General features: G+C 33.0%; 12 protein-coding genes. 4 read left to right on the top strand and 8 right to left on the bottom strand.

Annotation, left to right across the window (positions count from 1 at the left end; genetic code table 11):
• The first annotated feature begins 5 nt into the window (after positions 1-5).
• A complete protein-coding gene (locus tag LG45_RS12450; protein ID WP_035127637.1) occupies positions 6-572 on the top strand; it encodes a 5-formyltetrahydrofolate cyclo-ligase in 567 nt (188 codons plus the stop codon).
• 5 nt (positions 573-577) lie between these two features.
• On the opposite strand, the gene LG45_RS12445 is transcribed toward LG45_RS12450, so the two are convergent.
• Positions 578-1,219, bottom strand: coding sequence for a lipoprotein signal peptidase (locus LG45_RS12445; protein WP_035127635.1), 642 nt, complete (start codon positions 1,217-1,219; stop codon positions 578-580).
• Between the two features lie 294 nt (positions 1,220-1,513).
• On the opposite strand from LG45_RS12445, the gene LG45_RS12440 reads away from it, so the two are divergent.
• Together LG45_RS12440 and LG45_RS12435 are read left to right on the top strand one after the other, a co-directional pair.
• Entirely contained in the window at positions 1,514-2,761 is a 1,248-nt protein-coding gene (locus LG45_RS12440; RefSeq protein WP_035127633.1) for an LVIVD repeat-containing protein, read from the top strand.
• Positions 2,762-2,775: 14 nt separating this feature from the next.
• Positions 2,776-3,165: a hypothetical protein gene (locus tag LG45_RS12435; protein ID WP_035127630.1), complete on the top strand. Its 390-nt coding sequence runs from the start codon at positions 2,776-2,778 to the stop codon at positions 3,163-3,165.
• A 99-nt stretch (positions 3,166-3,264) separates the two neighbouring features.
• On the opposite strand, the gene LG45_RS12430 is transcribed toward LG45_RS12435, so the two are convergent.
• From LG45_RS12430 to gdhA, 6 genes are all read right to left on the bottom strand, one after another.
• Positions 3,265-3,645: a TraR/DksA family transcriptional regulator gene (locus LG45_RS12430; RefSeq protein WP_035127629.1), complete on the bottom strand. Its 381-nt coding sequence runs from the start codon at positions 3,643-3,645 to the stop codon at positions 3,265-3,267.
• A gap of 6 nt (positions 3,646-3,651) precedes the next feature.
• Positions 3,652-7,116, bottom strand: a complete 3,465-nt coding sequence (ileS, locus tag LG45_RS12425) for an isoleucine--tRNA ligase (RefSeq protein WP_035127626.1) — start codon at positions 7,114-7,116, stop codon at positions 3,652-3,654.
• Positions 7,117-7,237: 121 nt separating this feature from the next.
• Positions 7,238-7,951, bottom strand: coding sequence for a DNA repair protein RecO (gene recO, locus LG45_RS12420; protein ID WP_035127624.1), 714 nt, complete (start codon positions 7,949-7,951; stop codon positions 7,238-7,240).
• A gap of 4 nt (positions 7,952-7,955) precedes the next feature.
• The gene (locus tag LG45_RS12415; protein WP_035127622.1) at positions 7,956-8,984 is read right to left on the bottom strand and encodes a radical SAM protein; all 1,029 of its coding nucleotides are present in this window, start codon (positions 8,982-8,984) and stop codon (positions 7,956-7,958) included.
• Positions 8,985-11,279, bottom strand: coding sequence for a type IX secretion system anionic LPS delivery protein PorZ (gene porZ, locus LG45_RS12410; protein WP_035127619.1), 2,295 nt, complete (start codon positions 11,277-11,279; stop codon positions 8,985-8,987).
• A gap of 115 nt (positions 11,280-11,394) precedes the next feature.
• Positions 11,395-12,738, bottom strand: coding sequence for an NADP-specific glutamate dehydrogenase (gdhA, locus tag LG45_RS12405; protein WP_035127618.1), 1,344 nt, complete (start codon positions 12,736-12,738; stop codon positions 11,395-11,397).
• A 262-nt stretch (positions 12,739-13,000) separates the two neighbouring features.
• On the opposite strand from gdhA, the gene LG45_RS12400 reads away from it, so the two are divergent.
• The gene (locus tag LG45_RS12400) at positions 13,001-13,789 is read left to right on the top strand and encodes a THC0290_0291 family protein (RefSeq protein WP_035127616.1); all 789 of its coding nucleotides are present in this window, start codon (positions 13,001-13,003) and stop codon (positions 13,787-13,789) included.
• Positions 13,790-13,856: 67 nt separating this feature from the next.
• On the opposite strand, the gene LG45_RS12395 is transcribed toward LG45_RS12400, so the two are convergent.
• Entirely contained in the window at positions 13,857-14,999 is a 1,143-nt protein-coding gene (locus LG45_RS12395) for a cystathionine gamma-synthase (RefSeq protein ID WP_035127615.1), read from the bottom strand.
• Between the last annotated feature and the right edge of the window lie 124 nt (positions 15,000-15,123).

The raw sequence follows: 15,123 nt of genomic DNA, 5'->3' as shown, positions 1-15,123 counted from the left end.
TCTATATGTATAAAAAAGAACTTAGACAAAAGTACAAAGCCTTGCGACGCGAATTAACCTTGGAAGAAATTGAAAATAATAGTCTTGCCATTGCTAATAATTTACTTCCATTAGCTATTTGGGATCGATTGTATTTTCATCTGTTTCTAACGATTGAAGAGCAAAAAGAAATTGATACTGAGTTTATTCTTCAAGTTTTAGCAGGAAAAGATAAGGAAATTGTGGTGGCTAAAACTGATTTTAATTCGATTAAAATGACGCATTATCTGTTAACAGATAATACAAAGTTCAAGAAAAACGAGTACAATATTCCCGAACCTGTTGATGGTATAGAAGTTCCTGTTTCTAAAATTGATGTGGTTTTTGTACCGCTTTTAGCATTCGATACTAAAGGGAATCGTGTTGGTTATGGCAAAGGATTTTATGATAAATTCCTATCGCAATGCCAACCCGAAACTATAAAAATAGGATTGTCTTTCTTTGAAGCCGAAGAAGAAATTGTAGATGTTTACCAAGATGATATTCGCTTGGATTATTGCATTACACCGAATAAAATCTATAATTTTTCTTAAAAGAATTAATCTAATTTATTATGAAAAACTCTAGAAATACTTTGCGGTGGTAAAGTGAAAGCTCTTTTATTGAATACAATTAAAATACCAACTCCTGTAGAAATAGCGACGTCGGCAACATTAAAAATTGCGTTGAAAAAGGTTACTGTTTTTCCGCCCATGAACGGAACCCAAGTTGGTACTAAATAATCTTCAATAATAGGAAAGTAAAACATATCGACTACACGACCGTGAAGCCAAGTGCTGTAATGATCTTCTGGGAAAAAGGTAGCTAAATGTGTTCGTGTGCTGTCGTCAAACATTACTCCGTAAAGTACAGAATCGATGATGTTTCCAACTGCTCCTGCAAAAATTAAAGCGATGGCAGTAATCAAGAAATTCGATTTTTCTCTAATGATTGAATCCCAAAGCCAATATCCGATAAACGGCACGACTAAAATTCTGAAAATTGTTAAAAACAACTTTCCATATTCCCCAGGAATTACAGTTCCCCAAGCCATTCCTTCATTTTCTATAAATACTAATCGAAACCAGTCAAAAATTCGAACTTCTTCTTGATAGTAGAAATTTGTTTTTACAAAAACTTTCGAGAATTGATCTACAACTAAAATTAAAAGTATTAAAAGTACGGAATGCCTTAGTTTCATATGTTTAAATTTTATTTTTTAGCAGTAACATATGTTATCGCCTAAATAATCATTTAGTTTTTGCAATCGCAAACTTTTAAATAGTAGCGATTTCATGGTCTTTTTGGTTATTTGAGTGCAAAAATAACAATTAAATAATATAAAAAAAGATAATTTAGCAATAAGAAATAAGAATTTATACTTGATAATTAAATAGTTGTATAATTTTAACACTTCATTTTGAATTGACATGAACAATTGTTAAAGTGTAAAAAATAATTTATTACATTTGACTTGATTTATAAATCATTAGCTATGAAAACATTAAAGTATTTAATTGCTTTTTTTAGTATCGTTTTATTTGTGTCTTGTGACAATGACGATTCTAATTCGGATAAAGTACAATTTGCAGTTCCAACAATAAAATCATTAACTCAAATTAGAGCGAATGTTTCGGTTACAGGAGTAAAAGCAACCAATTCTGATGGTAAGATATACGTTTCAGAAAATTATCTTTTCTATATTGCGCAGGAAGAAGGCGTTCATATTTACAATAATCAAAATCCTGCATCGCCAGTAAATACAGCTTTTATAAATCTAGAAGGCGTTCATGATATTGCTGTGAAAGGCAATTATTTGTATGCCGATAATTTTGTGGATTTATTGGTATTTGATATTTCGAACATTAATAATATTACGTTAGTGGAAACGGTAGAAAATTCGATTGTGTTTTCCCCAACGTATCCAACAGAAGCCGAATATTATGATTACACGATTTATCCAGAAGCAGGAGAAATTATTACTGGATTCACTTTACAATTGAAAAATCGTCCTAATGATTCAGAAGTTATTATGGCGAATGATGCTTTATCTGGGTTTGAAAGTTCGGCTGGAAACAACATTGGAACTGGCGGATCGTATGCTAAATTTCAAATCAATAATAACGCACTTTACACGATAGATTCGTATCAGTTGAATGTATTTAATATCACCAATCCTGAAAATACGTTTTTTGATAAATCGGTTTCTATGAATATTTGGATCAATGGCGGAATATTTGAAACCTTATTCATCCAGAAAGAAACGTTGTTTATTGGCGCGACTTCGGGAATGTACACTGTTGATGCGACAGATGAGTTCAACCCAAGTTTTGTTGGAGGTTTTTCTCACGCAACAGCTTGCGATCCTGTAGTAGTTTTTGGAAATACAGCTTACATCACGGTTCGTGGCGGTTCTAGTTGTGGTGCCATTGAAGACCAAGTAAATGTTATTGATGTAACTGATATTGCTAATCCAACTTTGCTTTCTACAACTTTACTAGACCAACCTTACGGATTAGGCATTCGCAATGATGTTTTGTATGTATGTTGTGGCACAAATGGTTTAAAGGTTTTTAATGCCGTAAACAGCTCCAATTTAACTTTAGAGAACACCTACAATGAAGATGTAAAAGATGTGATTCCGTTGAACAGTCATTTAATTGTTGTGGGAACGAATAAAATTATTCAATACAATTATGGAGCTAATTTTACGTTGGTTCCTATTAGTGAGATAAGTTTTTAAATAAAAAAACTCATATGGATTTCTTTAAAAATTTATTTAAACGAAAAACTCCTAAAATCATAGAAAAAACCAAATCATTTGATGAAATTTATTCTGATTTAGGAATGTTTGAATATACTGAATTAGGTTTCAAATTTAAATCAAAAGATTTTCAAAAATCAATAAATTGGTCTGATATAGATCAAATAAATACTTATAAAAAAGATGTTGTTATTTATGATTTAGTCGCTATGGATATTATTTCAGAAGGTCATGTTTTAACAATCAATGAAGAATCTCCGGGTTGGTTTCAACTAGTATTAAAACTAAAAGAAGTTTTTCAAGAAATACCAAAAGATTGGGATATAAATATTATGCAACCAGCATTTGAAGAAAACTTTACAATTATTTATAAAAAACCTTAATCAACAAACTAGAATTAACAAAATATATAATAAATATTTTTCTTTTCAAAACCAAAAAACCTCGCCAATTAGCGAGGTTTTCTATTTATATACGAAGTATTATCGTTGTAAATTTTTAGCTTCAATACTCATTGTAGCATGAGGAACGATTTTTAGTCTTTCTTTTCCAATTAACTTTCCTGTTACTTTACAAACACCATAAGTTTTGTTTTCTACACGGAAAAGCGCGTTTTTCAAGTCGCGAATGAATTTCTCTTGACGAATTGCCAATTGCGAATTCGCTTCTTTACTCATTGTTTCGCTTCCTTCTTCGAATGCTTTGAATGTTGGTGACGTATCGTCGGTTCCATTATTTAAATCGTTCATATAAGCACTTTTGATTAATTCTAAATCTATTTGTGCTTTTTCAATTTTATTAAGGATAATTTCTTTGAACTCTGCTAAATCAGCTTCAGAGTATCTCATTTTTTCATCTACCATCGTTTTCTATTTTGAGATTAATATTTTTGTTTTTATATCGTCAAACTCAATTTCTATACCATTATCTACGTTATCTTGAAAAATTAAGTTTTCGGTTAACGTTTCCGACTTAATATAGTCTTCGTTATTTTTAATCGCTTCTTCTAATTCACCACTTCGTTGCAACTGTACTTTTATTTTATCGGTAACTTCAAATCCAGAATCTTTTCTGATGTTTTGAATTCTGTTTACCAATTCTCTCGCAATTCCTTCTTGCTTCAATTCTGGTGAAATGGTGATGTCTAATGCTACTGTAATTCCGTTAGCATTTGCAACCAACCAACCCGGAATATCTTGCGATGCTATTTCTACATCTTCAGAAGTTAAAGTTATACTTTTTCCTGAAATAACAAGCGTTAACTCGCCTTTGCCATCAATTTCATTAATTTGATCTTGTGAAAATTTTTGTATCTCATTAGAAATCAATCCCATATCTTTACCAAATCGTGGTCCAAGTGCTTTAAAATTAGGTTTAATTTGCTTCACTAAAACACCCGATGCATCGTCTAAAAGTTCGATTTCTTTCACGTTTACTTCGGCTTTTATCAGGTCGGAAACTGCCTCGATTTCAGCACGTTGATTTTCGTCAAGTATAGGAATCATAACCTTTTGCAACGGTTGACGCACTTTAATCATCTCCTTTTTTCTAAGCGATAAAACTAGTGACGAAACCGTCTGTGCTTTCATCATTTTGCTCTCAAGTGATTTATCAACAAAGTTTTCAACCGAATTTGGAAATTTCGCCAAATGTACTGACTCAAATTCCTCTGAATGTGTCGCTTGTGTTAAATCTCTGTAAAGTTTGTCCATGAAGAATGGAGCGATTGGCGCACCCAATTTTGCAACAGTCAACAAACACGTATAAAGCGTTTGATAAGCCGCAATTTTATCGGTTCCATATTCGCCTTTCCAGAATCTTCTTCTGCACAAACGAACGTACCAGTTACTTAAATTCTCCTGAACGAAATCGGAGATTGCTCTTGCTGCTTTTGTTGGTTCGTAATCGGCGTAAGCTTCATCAACCACTTTTATCAAAGTATGCAATTCAGATAAAATCCAACGATCAATTTCTGGTCTTTCGTTTAACGGAATTTCAGCTTCTGAGTAGTTGAAATTATCAATGTTAGCATACAAACTAAAGAACGAATAAGTATTGTATAACGTTCCGAAGAATTTTCTACGAACCTCAGCAACACCTTCAATATCAAACTTTAAATTATCCCAAGGATTAGCATTTGAAATCATATACCAACGTGTCGCATCTGGACCATATTCGGCGATTGTTGTAAAAGGATCAGTAGCGTTTCCTAGACGTTTCGACATTTTCTGACCGTTTTTGTCTAAAACTAATCCGTTAGAAACTACATTTTTATAGGCAATTTTATCAAATACTAATGTTCCGATGGCGTGTAAAGTATAGAACCAACCACGCGTTTGGTCTACACCTTCGGCAATAAAATCGGCAGGAAACATGCGCTTGTCAACCTGAACTTGTTTCAGGTTCTGGTCTTGAGATTCTGAAACAAGTTCAGAATGACAAACTCCGTCAATTAGTTCTTTATTTTCAAATGGATAATGCCATTGTGCATAAGGCATTGCACCCGAATCGAACCAAACATCAATCAAATCACTTTCACGCTTCATTGGCTTTCCAGAAGCAGAAACTAGTGTAATTGCATCAACTACATTTTTATGTAAATCAACCAAATCGTAGTTTTCTTCGCTCATATTACCCACTTCAAAACCTTTAAAAGGATTTTCTGATTGAAAACCAGCAGTGATAGATTTTTCGATTTCAGAATATAATTCTTCGACTGAACCAATTAAAACTTCTTCAGTTCCGTCTTCGGTTCTCCAAATTGGCAATGGAATTCCCCAATATCTTGAGCGCGATAAATTCCAGTCGTTGGCATTTTTCAACCAGTTTCCAAAACGTCCTTCACCTGTAGCTTTTGGTTTCCAGTTGATGGTTTCGTTAAGGTCGAACATTCTGTCTTTAACATCAGTTACTTTAATGAACCATGAATCTAATGGGTAATATAATAATGGTTCGTCGGTTCTCCAACTGTGTGGATAACTGTGAACGTATTTTTCTACTTTAAAAGCTTTATTTTCTTCTTTTAATTGGATGGCAATTTCAACATCGGCAGAACGTTCTGGAGCAGTTCCGGCATCATAATATTCGTTTTTAACATATTTTCCAGATAAATCGCCTAAACCTTGAATAAATTTTCCTTGTAAATCAACCAAAGGCACCGGATTTCCATTGGCATCCAAAACCAACATTGGCGGAATTTCTGGCGACGCTTCTTTGGCAACTTTAGCATCATCGGCACCAAAAGTTGGCGCGGTGTGCACAATTCCAGTTCCGTCTTCTGTCGTTACGAAATCTCCTGAAATTACTCGGAAAGCATTTTCTGGATTTTGATATGGTAACGTTAACGGCATTAATTGTTCGTAGCGAATTCCAACTAAGTCTTTTCCTTTAAATTCGGTTAAAATTTTGAATGGAATTACTTTATCACCAGCTTTATAATTTTCAAAATCAGATGAATTTTCGCTTGCTGCAAATCCTTTTCCGAATTGTTTTCCGACTAAGTTTTTAGCCAAGACAACTTTTGCAGGTTCGAATGTATATTGATTGAACGTTTCCACCAAAACATAATCGATTTTTGGCCCAACGGTTAATGCTGTATTTGAAGGCAATGTCCAAGGCGTTGTCGTCCAAGCCAAAATATGAATATCTCCAAAACCTTGTAAAAAGCTTGGTAATGTTTCATTTTTAGTTTTAAATTGTGCCACAACAGTTGTATCCGTAACATCTCTGTAACTTCCTGGTTGGTTTACTTCGTGTGAAGATAAACCTGTTCCAGCTTTTGGAGAATAGGGTTGAATTGTGTAACCTTTGTATAGTAAATCTTTGTTGTAAATTTGCTTAAGCAACCACCAAACCGATTCCATATATTTGGATTTGTAAGTCACATACGGATCTTCCATATCAACCCAATAACCCATTTTTTCGGTAAGGTCGTTCCAAACGTCGGTGTAACGCATTACGGTTTTTTTGCACGCTTCGTTATATTCTTCGATAGAAATAGTTTTTCCGATGTCTTCTTTGGTGATTCCTAATTCTTTCTCAGTGCCTAATTCTACTGGCAAACCGTGTGTATCCCAACCTGCTTTACGCTTAACTTGGAACCCTTTTTGAGTTTTATAACGACAAAAAATATCTTTAATGGCACGCGCCATTACGTGGTGAATTCCTGGCAAACCATTTGCAGATGGCGGACCTTCAAAAAACACGTAAGGTTGGTTTCCTTCTCGAGAAGTTACAGACTGTTCAAAGATGTTCTTTTCTTTCCAAAATTTTAGAACTTCTGACGCTACTGTTGGTAAGTCAAGTCCTTTGTATTCAGTAAATTTTGTGCTCATTTTATCGTTTTCTAAAATCAATTTGCGAAAGTAATGAATTTTGAGAAAAGAGAATAGAAAATAGAGAAAAGAGAATGGACTTTTGACGAAAAATTAGAAAGAAGGATGCTTTTTTATCTTTTTATGAAAAAACTTCCTTTAAAACGTCAAGTGATTTTGGTTTTTTAAATCCGTCGAGGTGAATGGAATAATAATCTAATAGTATTTTTAGCAGAATTTGACGTTCAATTCCGGCGAAGACTTTTTGGTCGGAATCGAATTTCAGATTGATTAGTTTTTTAAACAAATGCGTTTCGTGTTCGTTAAGGCAACTTGTTCCTTGAAAAGGCGAAAATATTCCGTCGATCATTTCAAAATGTTTGAAATCGGTTTCGGAATTATCTGGGTAAAATCCTAAGAATTTTGTGATTTCCAGCAATAAAATCAGATGAAAATTAGATGTTTCTTCGTGTGTATCGAGCCAAAGTAATGCAGTTTCTAGAAAAGTAAATAAGTTTTCGTTTTTTTCTTCTTCTTGAATGCTGTGGTGTAACATTTCTGACAAGAAAATGACAATAGTGCTTTTTACAATATCGGTATTAATGGTTTGAAAAGCTGCTGCTAATTTTATCTCTTTAAAATGTTCTAATGTGCCTTTGTTTTTGTGATTGGCTTCAATTTCTAAAATTGTCAAGGGCTGAAAATAAGCAATTTTTTGATTTGATTTTTTTCCAGAATAGGCACTTTGTACAAAGTAACTTTTAAGTCCGTCGGATTGTGTGAAACATTTTACAATCAAGCTTTTTTCTTGATATTTTAATGATGAAATTACAATGGCTTTGGTTTTAACTAACATTTACTTAATTGATATCTACGTTGTAATTAAGCATATTTCTATTTAATTTTTCTAGTTTTTTCTTAGAAATAAAAATGTTTTTAAAGATTGTTAAATTCCAATTGTTTTGTTTTTTCCATTGCGAAAATGTTTGGGTTTTCCAATCGAAATTATCTTTCCAGACGAAATCTGGTCCAACGTAAAAATTAGTATAGGGCACAAGAAAAGAACTATTGTTGGTGTTTTCGACCACATTTTGATTTAAATCTCTTTTAATAGAACTTGGTGCAAGGAAGGTGATTTTTCTAGAAATTGCCTCGTTTTTTAACGCACCAATTATTGTGGAATACTCATTTTCTATTGCAGACAAATCAAAATTATTGTATTCGGTTTCGCCGATTTTATCAATTGGACGAAATTGTATTGTGTCGATATTGTACTTGCCATAATCGGCAAAAAAATCTTTTAATTCGAAGAAATTGTCAACATTAAAGGTGTAATTTATTCGTAATGATAGGTTTTTATTAGTTATTTTTTCATTTGAAATCCATTGTAAAACCTGATTGAATTTTGAGAAATCGCCTTTACTCATAAAGTTTTCATAGCTTTCTTTTTTTACACCGTGCATAGAAAGTATAAACTCGTTCAATCCAGCATTTGAATAGTCTACAACATCTTTTTCGGTGAGTAAATTGCCATTCGTTATTAAACTTATGTGCGGAATTTTGTATTCTTTACCGAGTTTTATAATATCTGTAACGTGTTTAAAAAGAGTTGGTTCTGCTCCACAACCTATTTGCAATCGCAATGCATTTTTGTAATTAATTTTGGCAAGAATTTCTAAATCTTCTTTTTTAAAAATTCCCTTAAGTTTTTTTACAATTTCATTGTCTGTAAAATAGCACATTTTGCATCTAAGATTACACGCAAGAACTGGATCAAACTGAATAGACAAATACCTTTTATTTGAAATACTCAACAACCATAGCCCTAAAAATTTAATTCTATGACTTTTTATAGATTGGTTGAGTTTAAGAATTTTATAAATATTCATTTATCTAATTATCATTACTTTTTTCACAGTTGTTTCAACAGCATCTTGGGCTGAAACAAAAATCATGTAAACTCCAGAAGCGACTTTATACTTCCCAAAAGCAGTTCCGTCCCACTCAATTGTTCCTCCAGATGAAGTAGTTTCGAACACTAAATTTCCTTCTATATCGGTAATTTTAATAATTGCTTTATCTGTTAATCCAGCAATTTTTATAGTTCCTGAAAATTCTGGTCGCACCGGATTTGGATATACATAAACATTTTGTAGCGTTTCTTCTGGTTTTGTAGAAGTACCTTTAAACGAAACCAATCCTTTATCTGTGGCAAAGAAAACTTCACCCGAGACATTATCAATCTCAATATCATTTATAGTATTACTTGGCAATGGCGAGTTGTCTTTAGTAAATTGATAAATCGTTTCTTGGCCATTGGGAGAAACTAAATAAACACCGGCATCGGCAAGAGCAACCCATTTTCTATTGGCACCATCAACGGCAATATCATTTATAAATTGCTGAAAAAATAATTCTTGTGCCAGTCCGTCTTCGTTTATAATAATATCTCTAGTTTGAATTAAATCTTGAGAAAGAAATTGATCAACGCTTGAAATAATTCGTAATCCTCTGGCAGTTCCAATCCACAACTGATTTCTATTATCAATTGTAACACATCTAACATCAATATCAGGAAGATTTCCTAATGCTTCCGATTTAATTACCATTGATTTGTTCGATGTTTCGTTAAAGGCAATCAATCCATTTCTTAAAGTTGGGAGCCATTTAGTATTGTTTTTATCCACCACAGGAATTGCATAACTTTCAAAATTAGTTTCAGGAATAACATCTGATAAATCGTAAGATTCCCAAGAACCGCTTGCTCTTAGTACTTTCAAAGCTTTAGCTACAAAATTGTTGGTTATCCAAAGGTTTCCACTTCTGTCAAAAACTGGTCCGTTTATACGCGACCCTTCGTCAACACTTGGTGCTTGAATTCCATTGGAACCAGTGTTTGTATTGTTTAATAATTCAGTTGGAACTCCATCAACCACTTTTAAAAGTCCAGAATAATAAGAGCTTATGTACAATTCGTTTTCATTATTTGGGTTGAAAGCAATATTTGATAATGATTTTGCTCCAAATAAATCGGCATAAGGAATCACATCCCAACCGTCTTCTTGAGTTAATTTACTTATTGGATATTGAAAAAAACCATATGGAGGTTCTAAATTATAAGGATTGTAGTTTCTGTTGTATTTGCCATAAAGTGCCCAAAGTGTTGATGTTGATTTTTTTACTCTAAAAACATCGTTCAAAACTGGTCCGTCTGGCATTATAAATTCGTACGTGGTAGGCGTTGAAATTGGTATTGAAATAATTCCGTTTTCATTGCTTCCTATAAAAATAATTTCTTCAATTACCGTTGCACATGAAAAAGTAACTGGAATATCGATAATTTGACTTGATAAAATATGAGCTATTTGAACTAAACTTTGATTGTAAACATAAACATGATTTAAAGTTGTTACAATAAAATAATTATTGGATGCTCTAACATCGATTATATTTTCGGATAAAGTCACTTGCTCAACAAATGCTGATCCATTGTATCTAAAGATTTTATTATCGGTTCTAGCTGCAATAATTTGATTTTCTGAAGATGCAATTCCTGACCATTGAAATCCAGAAATATCGGTCCATTGGTTGAAATCTTCAAGAAAAGGATTCGCCAAAGAAGCTCTTCTAATTCCGTTATTGGTTGCGGCATAAATAAATCCGTCTTTGGCAGTTGTTTGTCTAACGCTTAAATAACTTCCTGATGGGCCTAAAAAATAAGTAGAGTCAAATTCTAATGTAGTTAAATTGAATACGGATATTCCATAATCACAAGAGATGTATACTTTGCCTTCAATTTCATAGAAATGATTTATGCGCTTAATAGTTGGAGCAACTGGAACTTCATCGATAATTCCTCTTCTTGGCACAATTGATCCGTCTGATTTTACTACTAATAAAAGTCCGTTAGAATTTCCTACAAAGGTCAAATTGGCTGAATCACTCCTGTAAATAGCTGAAATTTCATCTGCTTTTAATCCGTCTATAGAATTTATTGTTGTAATGTCACCAGTGAAAATTCCTTTAATAAAAAGTGCGTTTTCTGAAGCTCCATAAATTGCATTTGTAGATTCGGAAATATCGTAGATTTTATTGTAAGAGAAATATCCTTTCCAAAGTAAATTGCCTTGAGAAAACGAAAATACTGATAGAAAAAGAGTTAGTATTAAAAATTTATAGCGCATTTTTTTTAATTCAGATTTACAAATATAGTATAAACGCAAATAACTTCTATTTAATATGCGTAAACAAAAAATGCCTCCAAAAATTGAAGGCATTTTTTATATAAGATGAATGTTTTTATACAATTCCTTGAGCTAGCATTGCATCGGCAACTTTTACGAAACCAGCAATATTTGCACCTTTAACGTAGTCAACATATCCTTTAGAATCTGCTCCATATTGAACACAAGCAGCGTGAATATCGTGCATAATTCTTTTTAGTCTTTCATCAACTTCTTCTGAAGTCCAGCTTAAACGTAACGAGTTTTGTGACATTTCAAGACCAGAAGTAGCAACACCACCAGCATTAGAAGCTTTTCCTGGCGCGAACAATATTTTAGCGTTTAAGAAAGCAGTAACAGCTTCTGGAGTTGAAGGCATATTTGCACCTTCAGCAACACAGATACATCCGTTTTTAATTAACATTTTTGCTTCTTCTTCGTTCAATTCGTTTTGAGTTGCACATGGTAACGCTACATCACATTTTACTTCCCATGGACGTTTTCCAGCAACGAATTTTGCGTTTGGATATTTAGTTACGTAATCAGAAATTCTTCCGTAGTTTACGTTTTTAATTTCCATTACATAGGCTAATTTTTCAGCATCAATACCATCAGCATCGTGAATATATCCTGATGAATCTGACATTGTAACTACTTTTCCTCCAAGTTCTGTTGCTTTTTGAGCAGCATATTGAGCCACATTTCCAGATCCAGAAACAACTACTGTTTTACCAGTAAAGCTATCTCCTTTAGTAGCAAGCATACTTTGTGCAAAATATACATCGCCGTAACCTGTAGCTTCTGGACGAATTAATGAACCTCCAAAAGAAATTCCTTTTCCAGTTAAAACTCCAGTAAATTCATTTCTTAATCTTTTATATTGACCAAACATGTAACCAACTTCTCTTCCTCCAACACCAATATCTCCAGCTGGAACGTCGGTATTGTCACCAATGTGTTTCGATAATTCTGTCATGAATGCTTGACAAAATCTCATAATTTCGATATCTGATTTTCCTTTTGGATCAAAATCAGCTCCACCTTTTCCTCCACCCATTGGTAAAGTAGTTAATGAATTTTTAAAAGTTTGTTCGAAAGCTAAGAATTTTAAGATACTTAAGTTTACTGAAGGATGAAAACGAATTCCTCCTTTGTATGGACCAATTGCAGAGTTCATTTGAATTCTGTAACCTCTATTAACTTGAGTTTTTCCAGCATCGTCAATCCATGTTACTCTGAACATGATTACTCTTTCTGGTTCAACCATTCTTTCCAAAAGCATTTTGCCTTCGTATTTTTTATTTTCTTCGATAAAAGGAATTACTGTTTCTGCAACTTCCTTAACGGCTTGCATAAATTCTGGCTCGTTAGGATTTCTTTTAGCAACTGCTTCAATAAAGTTGTTGATACTTTGTGACATAAATTATAATATTAGTGTTTAAGAAAACGTTTTCGTAATATTCGGCAAAGATACATTTTATTAAAATTATGCACCTACTTTTTTTAAAATTCCCATAATTTTTATGTTTTTCTTAAGATTTTTTATAGACAATTGAAATTATTCTGTAGATTTAAAACTATTTCTGCATTTTTTCGTAGATATCTAAGTATTTATTTATTTTATTTTATTAGTGAATGATGTTTTTATATATTTGTCACGAATTGAATTAATTATATCCCAAATGTCCAAGTATCTCAAAATGTTATCTTTGCTTTTCATTGGTTTCATAAATCAATCAAATGCACAGTTCGGTTTTTCTCATGAAATTGGAGTCATAGCTGGACCAGTTGCCTTTCAATCCGATTATGGAGAAAGGTATGATTTTTCAACCAATTCAGGCAATACTGGCTACGGAATTGGGTTAATTCACTATCTCAACTTTTCTTACAAAGCCGAGTGTAATTGTTATACACCAGAAACGTATTTTAACGATCACTTCAAACTTAGAAGCGAACTATCTTATAATAAAACGCAACTTCAGCATTTTGGAAGATGGGTTGATCCAGACAAAACTTCTCTAACGGCTCAACAATTACGCGCTATGAAAGGAAGTACAGCTGTTACAAATATTGGAATGCAATTGGAATTTTTTCCATACAGTATTAGAGACTTTACTGCAACTATTGGAAGTTGGGCACCATTCATTAGTTTGGGTGGACAATTTAGTTTCTATAAACCAACGTCAATGTCTGAACTTGGACCAGGTCTAGGCGAATTATTAACAGTTACTCCAGAAAAATACATTAATGCTTTTGATAGAAAAGGCGGTACTACTTGGTCTGTAGTATCAAGTGTTGGTACTCGATATAAATTAACGCCATTATCCGATTTAATGATTGACCTTAGATGGCAATATTATTTCTCTAATTGGGTTGATGGTTTAAATCCAGATCCAGATATTTACAAAGAAAACAAAGCCAACGATTGGAATGTATGGCTAAACTTTGGATACATTTATTACTTACAATAGATTTCTAAAAAACATAAAAAAACCCGATTCAATAGTAATGAATCGGGTTTTTTTGTTATAATTTATATTATTTAAAAGCTTGTTCTAAATCGGCAAGCAAATCTTCTATATCTTCAACACCTGTGCTTAATCGCACTAAATCATCTGTAATTCCAACTTCAAGACGTTTGTCTTCTGGAATAGATGCATGCGTCATTAACGCAGGATGATTGGCCAAACTTTCAACGCCACCTAGCGATTCTGCTAAAGTGAAAACTTTTACTTTTTCTAAAAATGAAATTGCATCTTCCTTTTTACCCGATTTGAATGTAAATGAAACCATTCCGCCAAAATCACTCATTTGCTTTTTGGCGATATCATGAAACGGATGACTTGGTAATCCTGGATAATAAACAGTGGCAACTTTAGGATGATTGCTTAAAAATTGAGCTACTTTCATTCCGTTTTCACAATGTCTTTGAACTCTTAAATGCAACGTTTTAATTCCTCTTAAAACCAAATAACTGTCCATTGGACCAAGTGTTCCTCCTGTTGCAAATTGTTTAAAGTGCAATTCGTCACCCAATTCTTTGTCTTTAATAATTAGTGCTCCAGCAATAACGTCGGAATGTCCACCAAGGTATTTCGTTGCTGAGTGCATAACAATATCAGCACCTAAATCTAATGGTTTTTGTAAATAAGGTGTTGCGAATGTATTGTCTACTGCAAAAAGCAAGTTGTGTTTTTTAGTGATTTTAGCGATTTCTGCAATATCTGCTAATTTCATTAACGGATTTGTCGGTGTTTCTACCCAAACCAATTTTGTATTTTCATTGATTAACGATTGGAATTTTTCCAAATCATTCATATCAACAAAATGAAATTTGATACCCGAATCTTTGTATAATCTAGTAAATAATCTATAAGTTCCGCCATATAAATCGTCCATTGCGATGATTTCATCACCAGCTTTGAACATTCTAAGTAAACAATCAGTTGCTGCTAAGCCAGATGCAAATGCCAATCCGCGTGCGCCATTTTCTATAGAAGCCAAAGCGTCTTCAAGAGCTTGTCGCGTTGGGTTAGCTGCGCGACTGTACTCGTAATCTCCAACTGGTTTTCCTGGACTTGTTTGTACATAAGTAGAAGTTTGAAAAACTGGAGTCATTACTGCACCAGTAACTTTTTCGTGGTGTTGTCCACCGTGTATAACTTTAGTATTAAATTTCATTTGTATTGATTTTATTTTTCATTATAACAATGGAATCAACCTCTTTTTTCTGTGATGATTTTCTTGTTAGTTAAAATTAGGTTACAAAGGTAGTAACTTCGAATGATTTTTTTTAATTTGCAAT

The organism is Flavobacterium aquatile LMG 4008 = ATCC 11947, from assembly GCF_000757385.1.
In the GTDB taxonomy this organism is placed as follows: Bacteria; Bacteroidota; Bacteroidia; order Flavobacteriales; family Flavobacteriaceae; genus Flavobacterium; species Flavobacterium aquatile.
The sequence above is the reverse complement of the archived record's forward strand: the minus strand, read 5'-3'. Positions and strand labels throughout refer to the sequence as shown.